At 69.0% G+C, this 17,271-nt stretch carries 16 protein-coding genes and 1 tRNA gene; 7 read left to right on the top strand and 10 right to left on the bottom strand.

The window, feature by feature from the left end; all coding sequences use genetic code 11:
• Positions 1 to 6: 6 nt before the first annotated feature.
• Both gndA and FBY39_RS10430 read left to right on the top strand, forming a co-directional pair.
• Positions 7 to 1,482, top strand: coding sequence for an NADP-dependent phosphogluconate dehydrogenase (gene gndA, locus FBY39_RS10435; RefSeq protein WP_396652303.1), 1,476 nt, complete (start codon positions 7 to 9; stop codon positions 1,480 to 1,482).
• 17 nt (positions 1,483 to 1,499) lie between these two features.
• On the top strand, positions 1,500 to 1,940 hold the full coding sequence (locus tag FBY39_RS10430) for a VanZ family protein (protein ID WP_141932241.1): 441 nt from the start codon (positions 1,500 to 1,502) through the stop codon (positions 1,938 to 1,940).
• On the opposite strand, the gene FBY39_RS10425 is transcribed toward FBY39_RS10430, so the two are convergent.
• Positions 1,911 to 3,248: an FAD-binding oxidoreductase gene (locus FBY39_RS10425; RefSeq protein WP_141932240.1), complete on the bottom strand. Its 1,338-nt coding sequence runs from the start codon at positions 3,246 to 3,248 to the stop codon at positions 1,911 to 1,913. The two genes, FBY39_RS10430 and FBY39_RS10425, sit on opposite strands and share 30 nt — an antisense overlap.
• A gap of 53 nt (positions 3,249 to 3,301) precedes the next feature.
• On the opposite strand from FBY39_RS10425, the gene FBY39_RS10420 reads away from it, so the two are divergent.
• Positions 3,302 to 4,279 carry an NAD-dependent epimerase/dehydratase family protein gene (locus tag FBY39_RS10420; protein ID WP_141932239.1) on the top strand — a complete coding sequence of 326 codons (978 nt, stop codon included), beginning with the start codon at positions 3,302 to 3,304 and terminating at the stop codon, positions 4,277 to 4,279.
• A 3-nt stretch (positions 4,280 to 4,282) separates the two neighbouring features.
• Here the strand turns inward: FBY39_RS10420 and FBY39_RS10415 are convergent, their stop codons facing one another.
• Both FBY39_RS10415 and FBY39_RS10410 read right to left on the bottom strand, forming a co-directional pair.
• The gene (locus tag FBY39_RS10415) at positions 4,283 to 5,005 is read right to left on the bottom strand and encodes an ABC transporter ATP-binding protein (RefSeq protein ID WP_396652267.1); all 723 of its coding nucleotides are present in this window, start codon (positions 5,003 to 5,005) and stop codon (positions 4,283 to 4,285) included.
• 64 nt (positions 5,006 to 5,069) lie between these two features.
• Entirely contained in the window at positions 5,070 to 6,536 is a 1,467-nt protein-coding gene (locus tag FBY39_RS10410; RefSeq protein WP_141932238.1) for an ABC transporter permease, read from the bottom strand.
• 165 nt (positions 6,537 to 6,701) lie between these two features.
• On the opposite strand from FBY39_RS10410, the gene FBY39_RS10405 reads away from it, so the two are divergent.
• Positions 6,702 to 7,430, top strand: a complete 729-nt coding sequence (locus FBY39_RS10405) for a response regulator transcription factor (protein ID WP_141932237.1) — start codon at positions 6,702 to 6,704, stop codon at positions 7,428 to 7,430.
• A complete protein-coding gene (locus FBY39_RS10400; RefSeq protein ID WP_313901694.1) occupies positions 7,427 to 8,908 on the top strand; it encodes a cell wall metabolism sensor histidine kinase WalK in 1,482 nt (493 codons plus the stop codon). Before FBY39_RS10405 ends, FBY39_RS10400 begins: the two co-directional genes overlap by 4 nt.
• Before the next feature lie 9 nt (positions 8,909 to 8,917).
• On the opposite strand, the gene FBY39_RS10395 is transcribed toward FBY39_RS10400, so the two are convergent.
• The 7 genes from FBY39_RS10395 to FBY39_RS10365 form a co-directional block, all read right to left on the bottom strand.
• Positions 8,918 to 10,486 (bottom strand): FAD-dependent oxidoreductase, encoded by a 1,569-nt coding sequence (locus FBY39_RS10395; RefSeq protein WP_141934089.1) that lies wholly within the window; start codon positions 10,484 to 10,486, stop codon positions 8,918 to 8,920.
• A 4-nt stretch (positions 10,487 to 10,490) separates the two neighbouring features.
• Positions 10,491 to 11,039 (bottom strand): MOSC domain-containing protein, encoded by a 549-nt coding sequence (locus FBY39_RS10390; protein ID WP_141932236.1) that lies wholly within the window; start codon positions 11,037 to 11,039, stop codon positions 10,491 to 10,493.
• On the bottom strand, positions 11,036 to 11,917 hold the full coding sequence (locus FBY39_RS10385; RefSeq protein WP_141932235.1) for an FAD:protein FMN transferase: 882 nt from the start codon (positions 11,915 to 11,917) through the stop codon (positions 11,036 to 11,038). The genes FBY39_RS10390 and FBY39_RS10385 overlap by 4 nt, the downstream gene beginning before the upstream one ends.
• 5 nt (positions 11,918 to 11,922) lie before the next feature.
• Complete coding sequence (locus FBY39_RS10380) at positions 11,923 to 12,369, bottom strand: FMN-binding protein (protein WP_186337009.1); 447 nt, start codon at positions 12,367 to 12,369, stop codon at positions 11,923 to 11,925.
• Positions 12,370 to 12,606: 237 nt separating this feature from the next.
• Complete coding sequence (locus FBY39_RS10375) at positions 12,607 to 13,641, bottom strand: ribose-phosphate diphosphokinase (protein WP_141932234.1); 1,035 nt, start codon at positions 13,639 to 13,641, stop codon at positions 12,607 to 12,609.
• The gene (gene glmU, locus FBY39_RS10370; protein WP_141932233.1) at positions 13,616 to 15,082 is read right to left on the bottom strand and encodes a bifunctional UDP-N-acetylglucosamine diphosphorylase/glucosamine-1-phosphate N-acetyltransferase GlmU; all 1,467 of its coding nucleotides are present in this window, start codon (positions 15,080 to 15,082) and stop codon (positions 13,616 to 13,618) included. The genes FBY39_RS10375 and glmU overlap by 26 nt, the downstream gene beginning before the upstream one ends.
• Position 15,083: 1 nt before the next feature.
• A tRNA-Gln gene (locus FBY39_RS10365) sits at positions 15,084 to 15,155 on the bottom strand.
• A gap of 61 nt (positions 15,156 to 15,216) precedes the next feature.
• Between FBY39_RS10365 and FBY39_RS10360 the strand changes: the two genes are divergently transcribed.
• Entirely contained in the window at positions 15,217 to 15,714 is a 498-nt protein-coding gene (locus FBY39_RS10360) for a MarR family winged helix-turn-helix transcriptional regulator (protein ID WP_141932232.1), read from the top strand.
• 97 nt (positions 15,715 to 15,811) lie between these two features.
• On the top strand, positions 15,812 to 17,245 hold the full coding sequence (locus FBY39_RS10355) for an LLM class flavin-dependent oxidoreductase (RefSeq protein WP_141932231.1): 1,434 nt from the start codon (positions 15,812 to 15,814) through the stop codon (positions 17,243 to 17,245).
• Positions 17,246 to 17,271 lie beyond the last annotated feature (26 nt).

Below are 17,271 nucleotides of genomic sequence, written 5' to 3'. Positions count from 1 at the left end.
CGCCCCGTGCCGGAGCCCACGGGTCCGTCTGCCGACAACGCGGCGCGAGCGAACATCGGCGTCGTGGGTCTCGCCGTCATGGGGTCGAACCTGGCTCGCAACCTCGCATCGCGTGAGGGCAACACGGTCGCGGTGTTCAACCGCACCTACAGCAAGACCGACGAACTCGTCACGGGGCACCCCGAAGCGGGCTTCGTCGCGACGGGTTCCTACGAAGAGTTCGCCGCCTCGCTCATTCGTCCGCGGACCGCTCTCATCATGGTGAAGGCCGGCGGCCCCACCGACGCCGTCATCGACGAGCTCGTGCGCGTCTTCGAGCCGGGCGACATCATCGTCGACGGCGGCAACAGTCTCTTCACCGACACCATCCGCCGCGAGAAGGCCGTCCGCGAAACGGGCATCAACTACGTGGGCATGGGCGTCTCCGGCGGCGAAGAGGGTGCCCTGCTCGGCCCGTCGCTCATGCCGGGAGGATCCGACGAGTCGTGGGTCACTCTCGGCCCCATCCTCCGCTCGATCGCCGCGATCGCGGAAGGTGAGCCGTGCGTGACGCACGTCGGGCACGACGGTGCGGGACACTTCGTGAAGATGGTGCACAACGGCATCGAGTACGCCGACATGCAGCTCATCGCGGAGGCCTACGACCTCATCCGCCGCGGAACGGGCAAGACCCCCGCCGAGATCGCCGACGTCTTCGCCGAGTGGAACCGCGGCGAGCTGGAGTCGTACCTCATCGAGATCACCGCTGAAGTCCTCCGCCAGGTCGACGCCGAGACGGGCGCCCCGCTCGTCGACGTGATCCTCGACCAGGCCGGCGCGAAGGGCACGGGCGCCTGGACGGTGCAGACCGCCCTTTCGCTCGGAGTGCCCGTCTCGGGTATCGCCGAGGCGACCTTCGCACGGTCGCTCTCGAGCCACCCCGAACAGCGGAGCGTGTCCCGCGACCTCCCCGGACCCCGCGAAGGGTTCCATGTCGAAGACGCCGACGCGTTCATCGAAGAAGTCCGCCTCGCGCTCTACGCATCGAAGATCGTCGCCTATTCGCAGGGCTTCGACGAGATCCGCGCCGGTGCCGCAGAGTACGACTGGACCATCGACCTCGGCGCCATCGCCTCGATCTGGCGCGGCGGCTGCATCATCCGCGCGCAGTTCCTGAACCGCATCACCGAGGCCTACGCCGCCGCTCCCGACCTTCCGGTCCTCCTCACGGCGCCGTACTTCGTGGATGCCCTCGGCCGTGCACAGGATGCCTGGCGCCACATCGTGGGCGTCTCGGCCGAGGCCGGCATCCCCTCCCCGGCCTTCTCCTCCTCCCTCGCCTACTACGACGGCCTCCGCGCCGAGCGGCTTCCCGCTGCCCTCATCCAGGGCCAGCGCGACTTCTTCGGCGCCCACACCTACAAGCGCATCGACAAGCCCGGGACCTTCCACACGCTCTGGTCCGGCGACCGCACCGAGGTTGAAGCGGAAGACACCCACTGACGGCGGACGCGACGGCGATGCGTCCGCGGAGGTGGGCGCTCGTCGTCGCGTCGGCGGCGTACGCCGTCGTGCTCTGGTACCTCACTCTGCGTCCGGTGCCCTACGAGCCCGAGGTGCAAGGGATCGTCGACCTCGTCGTCGCGTGGTTCGCGCGCTACGACGTGACGGCCTGGCTGACGCTCGACCGGGTCGAGTTCTTGTCGAACGTCGGCTTGTTCGTGCCCTTCGGCGCACTCGCCGTGCTGTGGGGAGCGCGCTGGTGGATCGCCGTCGTGTGCGGGCTCGCCGCAAGCGGCATCATCGAGCTCGTGCAGCTGTCGCTCCTCGCGGAGAGGGTGCCGGACATCCGCGACCTCGTCGCGAACACGACGGGAGCGGCCGTGGGCGCTGCGCTCACGATCCTCATCGTGCGCGCCGTGCGACGCCGGTCACGCGGGAGCGACGTTGTGCGTGCGTGAGAAGACGTTGCCCGGATCCCAGCTCCGCTTGACCGCCGACAGGCGCGCGAGGGTCGCGGGCGGATACATCCGGGGGACCCAGTCCTCTGTCGTCGACGTCGTGAAGTTGCCGTAGACACCCACGCCGAGCGACTCGATCGCGCTCCACTCCGCCACGATGGCTGCGCGCTCGTCGTCACTCAGAAGCCCCGGCAGGTCGAACGCACCTGCCATGGCGAACCAGGTGGCATCGCGGGCGGCGAAAGCCGTCGTCTCGGGCGGGACGTCGCCGAAGGCCCCGCCGAGCGAGCGGAGAAGGACGACGGATGCCGGGTGATCTTCGCGGAATGCGACGAGCCGATCGATCGCGATCTCGTCGAGCACGGGAAGGAGAGTGTTCCCGCCGACGAAACCCGGCATGGGCGCGGCAGGATCGTACGCCGGCATGTCGAGCAGGATGTCGGGATACGCCTGCACCGCGATATCGAACGAGCTCACGCCCGGCGACTCGGCGATCGGTCCGAGCACCGCGCGGGCCGCGCCCGCGTCGTCGTTCGCCCAGCATGCCGTGATCGTCGCGCCCGCCGGGGCGCTCGGATCCATCGGCGGAACATCCATGTACGTGACGGTCACGTCGCGGGGCGCGTCGACGAGGGCCTCCGCGAGAGCTGTGATCACGGGGCGCGCGTCACCCTCGATCGTCATGGTCGCGAACACGACGGCCGGCAGCTCGTGGGCACGGAAGTCGAACCTCGTCACGACGCCGAAGTTCCCGCCCCCGCCGCGGAGGGCCCAGAAGAGGTCGGGTTCGACGTCGGACGACACCTCGACCAGGTCTCCCGCCGCCGTGACGACCTCAGCCCCGACGAGCTGATCGATCGTGAGCCCCCACGCCCGCGTCATCCAGCCAATACCCCCGCCGAGGGTGAGTCCCCCGACGCCGACGGAGGCCGTGTCACCCGAACTGATGCCGAGGCCGCGCGGCGCGAGCGTGCGGGCGACGTCGCCCCACGTCGCGCCTCCGCCGACGCGCACGAGAGCCCCGTCCGCGTCGATGTCGACATCCACCGACGTGAACGCGCCGAGATCGACCGTGAGACCGCCGGGCACACTCCCCCATGGGCCGTGCCCGCCGCCGCGCACGACAACGGGCGATCCGGATGCCGCAGCCCACATGACCGCCGCCCGCACGTCGGCGAGCGACGCCGGACGCACGATGGCCGTGGGGAGTCCGATACCCGAATGGAACAGCCGAGCAGCATCCCACTCGCTGTCGTCGGGAGTGATGACGGCGCCGCTCACCGCGGCGCGGAGCTCTGACAAGGTCACGGCCGTCACGATAGCGCCCCCTGCCGACACAGCACAGGCCTAGGCTCTCTCTCGTGGCCAGCATTCTCTACATCGGCGGCACCGGGACGATCAGCACCGCGTGCGTACGACACTCTCTCGAACGCGGAGACGACGTCGCGATCCTGCATCGCGGGACGACGGGGCGAGCCGTCCCCGATGGCGTCCGCGAGTATTTCGCCGACGTCCGCGACGCCGGCGCCGTGCGTGAGGCGCTCGGCTATGCCGAGTTCGACGCCGTCGCCGACTTCCTCTCGTTCGTCCCGGACGATCTGGCTCCCCACCTCGAGCTGCTCGGCGCCCGCACAGGCCAGTATCTCTTCGTGAGCTCGGCGTCGGCGTACCAGAAGCCGCCCGCACACGTTCCCGTCACAGAGCGGACGCCGCTGGACAACCCGTTCTGGCAGTACTCCCGCGACAAGATCGCGTCGGAAGAGTTCCTCGCCGCGTCGGGCGTTCCCTTCACGATCGTGCGACCCTCGCACACGTACGACGAGCGGATGATCCCGACCCTCGGGAAGTGGACGGACATCTCCCGCCTGCGGGACGGCCGCCCCGTCATCGTGCACGGCGACGGCACGAGCCTGTGGACCATCACGCACGCCGACGACGTCGCGGTGGCCATCACGGGACTGCTCGCGAACCCCCGCGCGCTCGGCGAGGACTTCACGGTGACGGGCGACCATGCCCCGACGTGGAATCAGATCTACGGCTGGATCGCCGATGCGGCAGGAGTCGACGAGCCGGACCTCGTGCACGTGGCGTCCGAGACGATCGCCGCGTTCGTGCCGCACTTCGGCCCCACCCTCCTGGGAGACAAGGCCCACTCGATGCTCTTCGACAACGCCAAGGTGACAGCTCTCGTCCCCGAGTTCACGACGACCGTGACCTTCGACGAGGGCGCCCGCCGGATCGTCGAGCACTACGACGCACACCCCGACGCACAGCGCACGGACGCGGACCTCGACGCGCTCTTCGATCGCATCGCGGCCCACGCCCGTACGGCGGGGTGAACGTCAGCGCGTGATGTCGCGCACCGTCCCCCGGTCCAGCCGCAGCCGGCGATGTGCGCGCTTCGCGACGGCGGAGTCGTGTGTCACGACGACGAGCGTCAGACCCTCTGCGCACAGCGCCTCGAGAACCGCCAGGATCTCATCGCGCATCGCCTCGTCGAGGTTTCCGGTCGGCTCGTCCGCCAGGAGAACCCGCGGGCGCTTGACGATGGCGCGTGCGATCGCGACGCGCTGCTGCTGACCTCCCGAGAGTTCCCCCGGTCTGTGCGCCCCTCGATCGGCGAGACCCACGTGGGCGAGAGCCTCCGCGACGCGCGTCGCACGCTCCTGCTTCGACAGTCCGAGCGGTTCGAGCGCCATGTCGACGTTCTCGGCGGCGGTCAGAGTCGGAATCAGGTTGAAGCCCTGGAAGACGAAGCCGATCTCTTGAGCCCTGACCTGGCCGAGCCGCGCGTGAGAGGCGCGAGCGAGATCGGATCCGCCGAGCTCGACCGAACCCGCCGTCGGCCGGTCGAGTGCGCCGAGGATCTGGAGCAGCGTCGACTTGCCCCCGCCCGTCGGTCCCTGGATCGTCACGAAGTCTCCCGCGGTGATCTCCAGATCGACACCCGCGAGCGCCTTCACGACGCGGTCCTTCTGCCGATACGTGCGGGTGACGCCGGTGAGTCGATAGAGAGCGGATGGCGCGGCATCGGGCACTGCGGTGTCGTGAGCGGTCATGGTCATGAGCGGGTCGCCTTTCTGGTGGGGGGATGCTTCTGTATCGGGGATCGTCGCTTCGGTCATGCCCTCACCCGACCGAGCGGAGGGCTTCAGCGGGGCTCAGGCGAGCGGCGCGCCACCCGCCGAATGCGCCGGCGACGAGTCCGCCGAGGACCGCGAGTCCGATCGCCGCGGCGATGACCCAGCCCGTAACAGGTGCGTTGAGGACGATCTCGGTGGTGGTCTGCGACGCGAGCATGTCCGCGAAACCTCCGCCGCCGGGCATGCCGCCTCCGCCGGGACCGCCCTGAGTGAGAGTGTCGGCAGCGGGTGCGGAGGAGATCGTGGGACCCACGAGGTTGATCACGGCGATGCTGACGAGTCCGATGACGAGTCCGACGGCACCACCGATGAGTCCCTGGACGACGGATTCACCCGCGACCTGCCCGACGACCCGGCTGTTGGACCAGCCGATCGCCTTGAGAGTTCCGAACTCGCGTGTGCGGCGCGAGACGCCCGAGATCGTGAACAGGACGGCGAGGGCGAGCGCGACGACGAGCACGATGATGGAGAGCCACGTGCCGAGGTTCGTGATGAGCGAAGAGGCGCTGGAGAGCGAACCCGACACCGTTGCGGCGAGATCGGACTGCGAGCTCACGGTCGCATCCGGAAGCTCGTCCTGCAGCGCCGTCTGCACCGTCGCGATGGTGTCGGAGGACGCCGCCTGCACGTAGACGGTCGACACGACGTCGCCCGCACCGGAGAGCTCCTGTGCGACGTCGAGGGGGATGTACACGTTGGCCGCCGTGTCGGCGTCGCTCGACGTGGATGCGACGATCCCGACCACCTCGAACGATGCGCCGCCCACATCGATCGTGTCGCCGACGGCGAGCCCTGCCGATGCCGCGTAGGAGGCGTCGAGGACGGCGACGTTCGTCCCGGCATCCGCCGTCTCCAGCACACGACCATCGTCGACGGAGGCCGCCGAGAGCGGTCCGACCTCGGAGACGGCGGGATCGATGCCGAGCACTGAGAACGCGTCGACGTCGAACGATCCGCCACCGAAGCCGCCTTCTTCACCGCTCGGGGGTGCACCGGGACCGGCTTCTCCTGACTCGCTGTCGGTCGGACGCTGGGGAAGCTCGCCCGAGAAGGTCGTGTTCGTGAGGCTGAGTGCTCCGGATGCCGCGGCGACGCCGTCGACTCCGGCCACCGTGTCGACCGTCGCTGCGTCGAGGGTCGAACGCATGGGCGCGGTCATGAGCCGCGACTGGGCGAGCTCCGTCGTCCCGTCTTCCGTCGTCGATCCCCCCTCTTCGTCGAACTCGAACATCTGCCCGCGTCCTTCACCGGGCTCTGCTGCGGCGCCCGTCACCGTCAGATCCGTGCCGACACCGTAGACCGACTCGAGCGCCTTCGCCTGCGCGTCACTGACACCCGCGGCGAGGGAATTGACGATCATGACAAGCGCGATCGCGATCGCGAGACCCGCCGCGACGATGATCGTCTGCTTTTTGCGGCCCGCCAGCTCCCGCCGCAGATACGTGATGTACATGTCCTGTCCTCCTGATCGGCCCCTGTGGCCTGGTCGTCCCTCACGGTAGGGAGGCGGCTCATGCGCGCGAGAAGAGTCCGCTATGCGGCAGTTATGTACGCGACTCACAGCGCGCGCATAGGCCAGTCCATAGGAATCGCATAGCGACGGGGTCACAATGGCCTCATGACGACGCCTGCCACCGCTCTCCTCCGTCCCGACGGAACCGCCCTCCGAGTCCTCGTCGTCGACGACGAGCAGATGCTCACCGACCTCCTGTCGATGGCGCTGCGCATGGAGGGGTGGGAGGTGAAGACCGCGGCGTCCGGTTTCCAGGCACTTCAGGCTGCGCGCGAGTTCGAACCCGACGCGATGGTGCTCGACATCATGATGCCGGACCTCGACGGGATGGCCGTTCTGCAGCGCCTCCGCCAGTCGGGCGACAATGTTCCCGTCCTCTTCCTCACGGCGAAGGACGGTGTCTCCGACCGCGTCGCGGGTCTCACGGCCGGTGGCGACGACTACGTCACGAAGCCGTTCAGCCTCGAAGAGGTCGTCGCGCGCCTTCGCGGCCTCATGCGGCGGGCGGGCACAGCCCACGCCAGCGGGGCCGAGCCGATCCTCCGCGTCGCCGACCTCACCCTCAACGAGGACAGCCACGAGGTCGACCGCTCCGGTACCGAGATCGAGCTGACCGCGACGGAGTTCGAGCTCCTCCGCTACCTCATGCGCAATCAGCGCCGCGTCGTGTCGAAGTCCCAGATCCTGGACCGCGTCTGGAACTACGACTTCGGAGGACGCTCGTCCGTCGTCGAGCTGTACATCTCCTACCTGCGCAAGAAGATCGACGCCGGTCGCGATCCGCTCATCCACACGGTGCGCGGCGTCGGTTACATGATCAAGGCGCCGCAGTGACGACCACCGCGGCCGCGGAACCCGTCAGGCGCACTCGACACCCCTGGACGCTGCAGCGACGCCTCATCGTGACCGTCATCTCGATCGTCTCGATGATCCTCGTGCTCGTCGCCGTCGCGATGAGCACGATCCTCGGGAGCGTCCTGGAACAGAGTCTCAACAGTCAGCTGAGCGCGACGGTCGAACGGACGGCCACCCGCATCTTCCCGAGCCTCAACGCCGGCCGGACCGCCGCGCAGATCCTCGAGGAGCAGCCACAGCCTGCGGGGTCCTTGCTGGTCGTCCAGACGATCTCGGGAGGCATCACGGCTGCCGTCACCGACGATGACTTCGATGTCGTCGAGCTCGACGAGGATCAGATCACGCAGATCGTCGACGCGGTCGGTGCGGAAGGCCCTCTCGTCGTCTCGATCGAGGGCGTGGGCACCTATCGGCTGGAGGGAAGGTCGTTCGGCCCGTCGAGCGCTTTCGTCGTGGGCCTCTCCCGCAGCGACGTGTCGCAGACGATCGGACAGACACTCACGACCATCGCGCTTCTGACCCTCGGAGGACTCCTTCTGCTGGGCGTGGGCACAGCATGGTCCATCCGTGCAGGTCTTGCCCCGCTCCGCGCCGTCGCCGACACCGCCGAACGCGTCGCGAAGCTCCCCCTCGATCAAGGCCAGGTCACGATCGCAGACCGTGTTCCGGCGAGCGAAGCCGACCCGCGCACGGAAGTGGGCCGCGTCGGCGAAGCACTCAACGAACTGCTCGATCACGTCTCGACATCGCTCGCGGTGCGCCAGCGCAACGAAGAGCGGATGCGCGCCTTCGTCGCCGATGCGAGCCACGAGCTGCGCACACCCCTGGCGTCCATCCGCGGATACTCCGAGCTCTCTCTGCGGGATCCCACGCTCAGCGAGACGACGCACTCGTCGCTGGACCGGATCCAGGCGCAATCGCTCCGGATGACGACGCTCGTGGAGGACCTGCTTCTGCTCGCGCGTCTCGACGAGGGCCAAGAGCTCGTCTACGGCTCCGTCGACCTGACGCGCCTGGCCATCGACGCCGTCGGCGACGCGCAGGCCGCCGGCCGCGATCACGTCTGGGAGCTCGACCTCGACGAGGATCCCGTCGTCGTGGCGGGAGACGCCGGTCGCCTCAACCAGGTCGTCGGAAACCTGCTCGCGAACGCGCGCGTGCACACGCCCGCCGGCACGACCGTCTCGGTCTCGGTCGAGCGGTCGGGCGAGTCCGCCGTCGTCCGTGTGCACGACAACGGCCCCGGCATCGACCCCGCACTGTCGGACGAGCTCTTCGAGCGCTTCTCGCGCGCCGATCGATCCCGCGCGCGCAAGACCGGCGGCACGGGACTCGGTCTGTCGATCGCCCGCGCCATCGCGCAGGCGCACGGCGGAACGCTCACGGTGCAGAGCACTCCGGGCGACACGACCTTCGAGCTGACGCTCCCCGCGGCTCGCCCCGCAGATCCTCAGTAGCTGAAGGGCTCAGTAGCCGCTGAAGGCATCCGTCGTGAGAGAACGGGCCTTCTCGAGCGCGGGTGCGAGGTCGGCGATGAGCCCCGCGGGGCCCGAGATGTAGGCGTGTCGCGAAGCGATGTCGGGAACGACGCGCAGAAGTCCGTCCGCGTCGAGGCGGACGCCGCGGGCCCAGAGCCAGTGCGACGCCATGCCCTCCGGCTGATCGCGGGTGAACACGACGACCGGGACGCGTGTCTCCTCGAGCATGTCGCGATACGCCAGCTCCGACGCGTCGGATGCGACGTAGACGAGAACGACGTCGCGCTCTTCCCCCGCGAGCTGCGCGTGGCGCAACTGCGACACGAAGGGGGTGACGCCGATCCCCGCGGCGACGAGGAGGAGCGGTGCCGTCGTCCGCTTGGGGAGCACGAAGTCGCCCCAGACGCCCGTCACGGCGAGCGGGTCGCCGGGGGTCACCTCGGCGAGCGCACGCTTGAACGAGCTCTGCGGCTTCGCTCCTGCGGCGGGTGCGTCCTTGAACGCGACCCGCACGACGGGCAGTTCTTCGGGGGCGGACGCGATGCTGAACTCCCGGCGCGTTCCTCGCGCATCAGGACGCCGGTGGGGCACCTCCAGCTCGAGGTACTGTCCCGGCACGAAACGCAGCGGCCGCTTCGCGCGGAAGGTGAGCTCCCGCACGGTCGGCGTGATCTGGGCGCGCCGCTCCAGCACGAGCCCCAGCGCCGAGCGGGCCGCGAACGCGAAGGCGACGAGGTTGCCGACGATGAGAGCGCGCTCCTGACCGAGAGTCACCGACCCGAGATCGATCGGCCATCCGGCGAGGACGCCGACGACGCCGGCAACGGTGAACTGCTGCCAGCGTCGAGGAGGCAGTGTGAGCGGCTCCGACAGCATGAAGGCGCCCAGGAAGAGGAACGGCGACGACCAGAGGATCGGCCACAGGATGGCATCGAGTTCGACGTCGAGACCCGCGGCCTGGTACTGCGACGACGTCCGGACGATCGCGACGGCGACGGCAGTGACGAGGAACACCGCGACCACGCGGATCTTCTCGGTGCGCCACAGCACGGCGAGCCCCAAGAGGATCACGGGGGCGGCCATCGCGGGGGTGCCGACCCACCATGCGGACGATCCGAGTGCGGGGACGGCGAGGCTCAGGAAGGTGAGGACGGTCGCGCCGACCGCCGCGGGATTGAGGATGTGGCGGCCGCGCCAGGCGATGACGTACTTCGACAGGGCTGCCGCGGCCGCCGCGATCGCGAGGCCGGCGATCCCGGCGAGCTCCAGGGTCGGGCGGAGGACGAAGAGCAGGATGTGCGCCGTGATCAGCGACGACTCGATGCGCCAGGGCAGCCGGAGCACACGCCGAGCTGCGGCATCCACGCCCGAAGACACGAGCGACAGCACGACGAGGGAGACGATGAGTTCGAGCGGGGTGGGGCCGACGAGACCGAAGAACGACAGGCCCAGTGCGACGAGTGCCAGCACCGCGAGCGCGACGAGGACGAGACGGTACATCGAGATACGGCCGAGGACCGCGAAGACGCGGTTCCACGTGGAGGTCAAGGTTCCCAGCACATCACACCGGTCCAAGGGGGTCGTGGACGCCGTCGGGGAGGACGACGTCGATCGGATCGCCGGGCCGCACGATGCCGCCGACGAGGACGACGGACATGACGCCCGCCAATCGCGCGGTCGTGCCATCGTCTGCGACGCGGACGAGCTGCTTCATGAGACCTCGGGCGCGGCCCTCGATCTGCACGCAGGGGTTGCGGAGTCCCGTCACCTCGACGACGGCGTCGTCGCCGAGCCGCAGGCGTGCCCCGCGAGGAAGTGCGAGGAGGTCGATGCCGACCGTCGTGACGTTCTCGCCGAGATCGCCCGGGGCGACGTCGTACCCGGCCTCTGCAAGCTCGTCGAAGAGTTCCGCGTGGATGAGGTGAACCTGCCGGAGATTGGGAGCGGTCGCGTCACGCGCGACGCGCGACCGGTGCTGCACCGTCGCGCCGGCGTGGGCGTCGCCGTCGATGCCGTAGCCCGCGACGAGCGTGATGCTTCCGCGGGTCGGCTTGGCGAACCGGTGCGCGTCGTCGCGGGCGACCGCGATGACGGAGGGGGCGGAGGTCACGCTCCCACGCTACCCGCGACGAAAAGCTCCGCCGAGCAGCCCGGCGACCACTCGAGACGTCCGTCGGTCGTCATCCGCACCCACGACGCACCCCACTCGTGGGCGAGGCGCGGGCCCCCGTCGAAGAACAGCCCCGTCGCGATCGCATCGGCGTGCATCGCGGTCGGAGCGACAGCCCAGGTCGCCGCGATCGTGCGGACCGGCTGTCCTGTACGCGCGTCGAGGACGTGGTGCAACCCCTCGCCCCATGCGCGCCTGTTGATCGCGGAGGCGCACAGCGCGGCATCCGTCACTTCCCAGACGCCGACGGCACGCGACGGATCATAGGGATGCTCGAGCCCGATGCGCTGCGAGGCACCGCGCACGGCCAGGTCGCCGCTGGCGTCCACGACGATCGTGCCGGCCGTGTGGGGGGTCACGGCCGCCAGCACGAGGTCGACGAGGCGTCCCTTGCCGAGCGCCCCGACATCGATGAGCGCGGGATCCCGCACCGTGAGCTGCCCGTCGCGGATCTGGACGATCGCCTCCCAGTCGGCGGGTGCTCCGACGGCACCCCGATCGATGAGGGAGAGTGTCGCGTCATAGCCTCGGCGGGCGAGCGACTCCCCCACGAGGGGATTGACGGCGCCGTCGGTCGCCGCCGAGAGCTCGCTGTAGAGACCCAGCATCGCCGCGGCATCGCGCGGAGCCGGAACGGTCCCTCCCTGCGATGCGAGCCCGGAGACCAGCGAGTCGTCGCGGAAGCGCGACCAGCTCGCATCGAAGTCCGCGATGACGGATGCCACGTCACGTCGCGCCGTTTCGTCGAGCGGCTCGGAGGTCTCGATCTCCCACGTCGTGCCGATCGCCTCGAAGCGCCAGCGCGCCCGATCGGTCATGGTCGTCAGGCCGCGGCCTCGGACTTGATGACCTCGATGGCGTCGTTGAATCCGCCGCTCGTGAGCGACGATCCCGCGACGCGACTCACCGCGATGTCGTCGATCGACTGACCGACCACCTCATCGGCGATTCCTCCGATGAACGCACCCTGGTAGCGCTCCGACTCGGCACGCTGCGGCTCGCCCGTCACCTCGACGGCCGTGATGATGCTGTCCTCGAGGGTCACCGTCACACTGATGGTCTCGACGGTCTCGGGTGTCGCGTACGAGCCCTCCGCCGTGTACGTGCCGTCGGCGTACGTGCCGGAGCCGGACGAGCCGCCGGCATCCGTCGACGTGTCGGAGTCTGTTGTCGTGCCGGACTCGGTCGACGTGTCGGACCCGCTGGTGGCGCCGTTGGAGTCGGTCGACGTCGCGGTCTGAGCGCAGCCGGCGAGCGCGAAGGCTCCCATGACGGTGAGCGCGGCAGCCGCCGAAAGACGCGTGGCGGTGGTGCGGGCTGCGGTGGTGCGGTGGCCTGAAATGCGGGGGTCTGAAATGCGGGGTGCGGTGGGGATCATGTCGGTCCTCTTTCTTCGTCGCCTCGCTCGAGGGTCGTCCCACGCTAGGCGGGCTCTTTCGGCATCCTCTCGGATGCGACTATGAGACTCCTCTGAGCGTTGGGAGCCTGCCAGCCCGAGAGCGCGAGATCAGGCGGCGCCGTCGAACATGCTCGTGACGGAGCCGTCCTCGAAGACCTCGTGGATCGCACGCGCGAGGAGCGGAGCGATCGGGAGCACCGTAAGGGTCGGGAAGCGCTTCTCTTCGGGGAGCGGGATCGTGTCGGTCACCACGACCTCGTCGATCGCTTCGCTCTGGAGTCGCTGGACGGCGGGGTCGCTGAAGATCGGGTGGGTGGCGGCGACGATGACCCGCTCGGCCCCGTTCTTCTTGAGCGCTTCGGCCGCCTTGACGATCGTTCCGCCCGTGTCGATCATGTCGTCGACGAGGAGGCAGACCCGCCCCGAGACGTCACCGACGATCTCGTTGACGGTCACCTGGTTGGCGACATTGGGATCGCGACGCTTGTGGATGATCGCGAGCGGCGCACCGAGGCTGTCCGACCACGTGTCGGCGACGCGGACTCGACCCGTGTCGGGCGAGACGACCGTCAGCTTGGCCCGGTCATCGGGTGTGAGCGTGCGCTGGAAGTACTCCAGCAGAACGGGCTTGGCGAAGAGGTGATCCACGGGTCCGTCGAAGAATCCCTGGATCTGCGCGGCGTGCAGGTCGACGCTCATGACCCGGTCCGCGCCGGCCGTGCGCAGCAGATCTGCGACGAGGCGTGCGCTGATCGGCTCGCGACCGCGGCCCTTCTTGTCTTGGCGCGAGTAGGGGTAGTACGGCGCAACGACCGTGATCCGCTTCGCGGACGCGCGCTTGGCGGCATCCAGCATGATGAGCGTCTCCATGAGCCACTCGTTGACGGGAGGCCCGAACGTCTGGATGAGGAAGAAGTCGCACCCGCGGATCGACACCTCGAATCGCGTCAGGATCTCCCCCGACGCGAACGTGCGGTATTCCGTGGGGACGAGCTGCGTGCCGAGAGCCTCTGCGACGTCGTCGGCCAGTGCGGGATGCGAGCGTCCGGATGCCACGACGAGCCGCTTCTTGGTCTTGGCGACCAGTCCCGGCGCGATGTCGTGCTCCCTGTCGAGCTCAACCGTCTTCTTCTTGCGACCCATCGTCCGCCTTCTGTGCTGCCCGGGACCGAGCGACCGCTTCTGCGGCACCCGTTCCCGGTCGGTTCTTCTCGACCCACCCCTCGACGTTGCGCTGAGGGGCAACGCTCAAGGCCAGGGCGCCCGCGGGAACATCCTTGCGGACGACGGCGCCGGCGCCGGTTTTCGCGCCGTCTCCGATCCTAACGGGCGCCACGAACACGTTGTGCGACCCTGTGTGCACCTCGTCGCCGATCTCGGTCCGGTGCTTCGTCAGATCGTCGTAGTTCGCGGTGATGGCGCCGGCGCCGAGATTGACGCGCGCACCGATCGTCGTATCGCCGATGTAGGACAGGTGGGGCACCTTGCTGCCCTCGCCGATCGTCGAATTCTTCGTCTCGACGAACGTTCCGATCTTGCCGCCGTCGCCGAGCCGCGTCCCCGCGCGGAGGTACGAGAACGGCCCGACGGTCGCACGCGCGCCGATGACCGCGAGCGTCGCGTCAGTGCGCGTGACGGTGGCGTCCTCCCCCACTTCGCAGTCGCGGAGCGTCGAGTCGGGACCGATGACCGCGCCCGTCGCGATCGTCGTCGCGCCCAGGATGTAGGAGTTCGGAAGGATCGTGACGTCGGGGGCGATCGTCGCATCGACATCGATCCACGTCGTCGCGGGGTCGAGGATGCTGGCACCCTCGAGCTGCCAGCGGCGAACGGTGCGGGCGTTGAGGAGGCGCGCGGCTTCGGCGAGCTGGACGCGATCGTTCACGCCGAGCGCTGCTGCGGCATCGGGAGCCGCTTCGGCGGCCACGGGCTCCGCGGCATCCCTCAGGAGACCGACGACGTCGGTGAGGTACTTCTCGCCCTGCGCGTTGGTCGTCCCCACGCGCGCGATCTGCGTCCGCAGCGACGAAGCCCGGAAGACGTACACCCCTGCGTTGATCTCGGTGACGCGCACCTCGTCGGGCGAGGCGTCCTTCTGCTCGACGATCTTGACGACCGTGCCGTCGGCATCGCGGATGATGCGGCCGTACCCCGTCGCGTCGTCGAGGACGGCGCTCAGGATCGTCGCAGCGGCCGTCCGCGCACGATGTGCCTCGATGAGCCGAGCGAGGGTCGAGGCCTCCAGCAGCGGGACGTCACCGCTCAGCACGAGGACATCGCCGTCGAAATCCGGCAATGCTTCGAGCGCGATCTCGACGGCGCGGCCCGTGCCGGGCACGTCGTCCTGATCCACGATGACCGCGTCGGGGTCGGTCGCGGCGACGGCTTCGGCCACACGATCGCGCTCGTGGCGGACGACGACGAGCACCGATTGGGGCGCGAGTCGCCGAGCATGATGCAGGACGTGTCCGACGAGCGGCACTCCGCCGATGGGATGCAGCACCTTCGGCAGCGACGACTTCATCCGCGTCCCCTGCCCCGCGGCGAGAACGACGACGGCGAGGGGCGCAGTGCTGTTCGACATGCTCCGCCGCCAGGATTCGAACCTGGGCCTAACAGCTCCAAAGGCTGTCGTGCTGCCGTTACACCACGGCGGACCGGCCGCACGTGCGGCCCCGTCAAGTCTGCCATGCACGAGCCCGATGGGATGATGGTGGCGTGGCACATGAGACGGACGAGGTCGACCGGATCGTCGAGGCGTGGATCGCGCAGCGACCCGACCTCGACTTCTCCCCGCTGGAAGTCCTCTCTCGCGTCGACCGCCTCTCGCGCCATCTCGACCGCGCCCGCCGCGACGCCTTCCGCCGCAGCGAGCTCGAGTCGTGGGAGTGGGACGTGCTGTCCGCGCTCCGACGCGCCGGCGAACCGTTCCAGTTGAGCCCCAAGCAACTGCTGCAGCAGACCCTCGTCTCGAGCGGGACGATGACGAATCGGATCGATCGCCTCGTCGCACGACGACTCGTGCGGCGCGAAGCCGACCCGGGAGACGGCCGGAGCATCCTCGTGACGCTGACCGATGACGGACGGATCCGCGTGGATGCCGCCATCACGCGTCTCGTCGACGCCGAATCGCTCCTGCTCGGCTCGCTCTCGCGCTCCGACCGCGACCGGCTCGCGGGACTTCTGCGAAAGCTGAGTCTCGGCTTCGACTCTTAGGCCGCGCGTTCCCCGACCGTGTGACGCTGCGTGACGCCGCGCGTCATGACGTGACGTCCAGCGTGCCGGCAGGGAGTCCGGCGGGCACGATGTCCAGATGAGCAGTCACGACACCGTTCCCGGGGCAGAGGATTCCGCGTCTCCCGCGAAGCGTCAGATCCGTTTCAACGCGTTCGACATGAACTGCGTCGCTCACCAGTCCTCCGGGCTCTGGCGGCACCCGGACGATCAGTCGCACCGGTACAAGGAGTTGTCGTACTGGACGGAGCTCGCGCAGCTCCTCGAACGCGGAACGTTCGACGGCATCTTCATCGCCGACGTCCTCGGCACCTACGACGTGTACGGCGGGACGAACGAAGCTGCCATCCGCCACGGTGCTCAGGTTCCCGTCTCCGATCCGCTCCTGCTCGTGAGCGCCATGGCGCTCGTCACCGAGCACCTCGGCTTCGGGATCACGGCGGGTACCGCCTACGAGCATCCCTACCCCTTCGCGCGCCGCATGTCGACGCTCGACCACCTCACGAACGGACGGGTCGGCTGGAACGTCGTCACGGGCTATCTGCCGAGCGCGGCCCGCAACATGGGCCATGACGACCAGCGAGAGCACGACGATCGCTACGACCATGCCGACGAGTACCTCGAAGTGCTCTACAAGCTGTGGGAAGGGTCGTGGGAAGACGATGCCGTCGTGCGCGACCGCGAGTCGGGTGTCTTCACCGACCCGACGAAGGTGCACGAGATCGGCCACGAGGGTCGGCACTTCACGGTTCCCGGCATCCACATCTCCGAGCCGAGCCCGCAGCGCTCCCCCGTCATCTACCAGGCCGGTGCATCGCCGCGTGGCGTCGCGTTCGCGGCCGAGAACGCCGAGTCCATCTTCATCGCCGCGCCCACGAAAGAGGTGCTGCGCTCCACCGTGGCCCGCATCCGGGACGCCCTGGAAGCGGCAGGTCGTCCGCGGTCAGCGGCCCGCATCTACACGCTGCTCACGATCATCACCGACGAGACGAGCGAGAAGGCGCACGCGAAGCATCGCGACTACCTGCAGTACGCGAGCGCCGAGGGGGCGCTCGTGTTCATGAGCGGCTGGATGGGCGTCGACCTGTCCCGCTACGACCTGGACGAGCCGGTCGGCAACGTCGAATCGAACGCCATCCGCTCCGTCATCGCGAATCTCGAGGAGTCGGCTCGGCACGGAGAGGAGTTCACCGTGCGCGACATCGCGACGCGCGGAGCCATCGGCGGACTCGGGCCGCTCATCGTCGGGTCGGGTGAGGAGATCGCCGACACTCTGCAGGAGTGGGTCGAAGACACGGATGTCGACGGCTTCAACCTCGCCTACGCGATCACCCCCGGCACCTTCGAGGACATCGTCGAGCACGTCATCCCCGTCCTCCGGGCGCGCGGGGTGTATCCGGATACCTACCGTCCGGGCACTCTCCGCGAGAAGCTCCACGGTCGCGGTGACCGTCTCCCGCCGGAGCACCGGGGAGCGCGCTACCGGGTGGGGGTCCCGGCCGGCGCGTCCTGACATACGCTGGCGGTGAACCACGACAG

Source organism: Microbacterium sp. SLBN-146, assembly GCF_006715145.1.
Lineage (GTDB): Bacteria > Actinomycetota > Actinomycetes > Actinomycetales > Microbacteriaceae > Microbacterium.
The sequence above is the reverse complement of the archived record's forward strand: the minus strand, read 5'-3'. Positions and strand labels throughout refer to the sequence as shown.

Coding starts and splice junctions, on each gene's coding strand:
- FBY39_RS10430 (WP_141932241.1), top strand. CDS start 1,500: ATGCGTCCGCGGAGGTGGGCGCTCGTCGTCGCGTCGGCGGCGTACGCC.
- FBY39_RS10415 (WP_396652267.1), bottom strand. CDS start 5,005: ATGACCATGACCGCTCACGACACCGCAGTGCCCGATGCCGCGCCATCC.
- FBY39_RS10410 (WP_141932238.1), bottom strand. CDS start 6,536: ATGTACATCACGTATCTGCGGCGGGAGCTGGCGGGCCGCAAAAAGCAG.
- FBY39_RS10405 (WP_141932237.1), top strand. CDS start 6,702: ATGACGACGCCTGCCACCGCTCTCCTCCGTCCCGACGGAACCGCCCTC.
- FBY39_RS10385 (WP_141932235.1), bottom strand. CDS start 11,917: ATGACCGATCGGGCGCGCTGGCGCTTCGAGGCGATCGGCACGACGTGG.
- FBY39_RS10380 (WP_186337009.1), bottom strand. CDS start 12,369: ATGGGAGCCTTCGCGCTCGCCGGCTGCGCTCAGACCGCGACGTCGACC.
- FBY39_RS10375 (WP_141932234.1), bottom strand. CDS start 13,641: ATGGGTCGCAAGAAGAAGACGGTTGAGCTCGACAGGGAGCACGACATC.
- glmU (WP_141932233.1), bottom strand. CDS start 15,082: ATGTCGAACAGCACTGCGCCCCTCGCCGTCGTCGTTCTCGCCGCGGGG.
- FBY39_RS10355 (WP_141932231.1), top strand. CDS start 15,812: ATGAGCAGTCACGACACCGTTCCCGGGGCAGAGGATTCCGCGTCTCCC.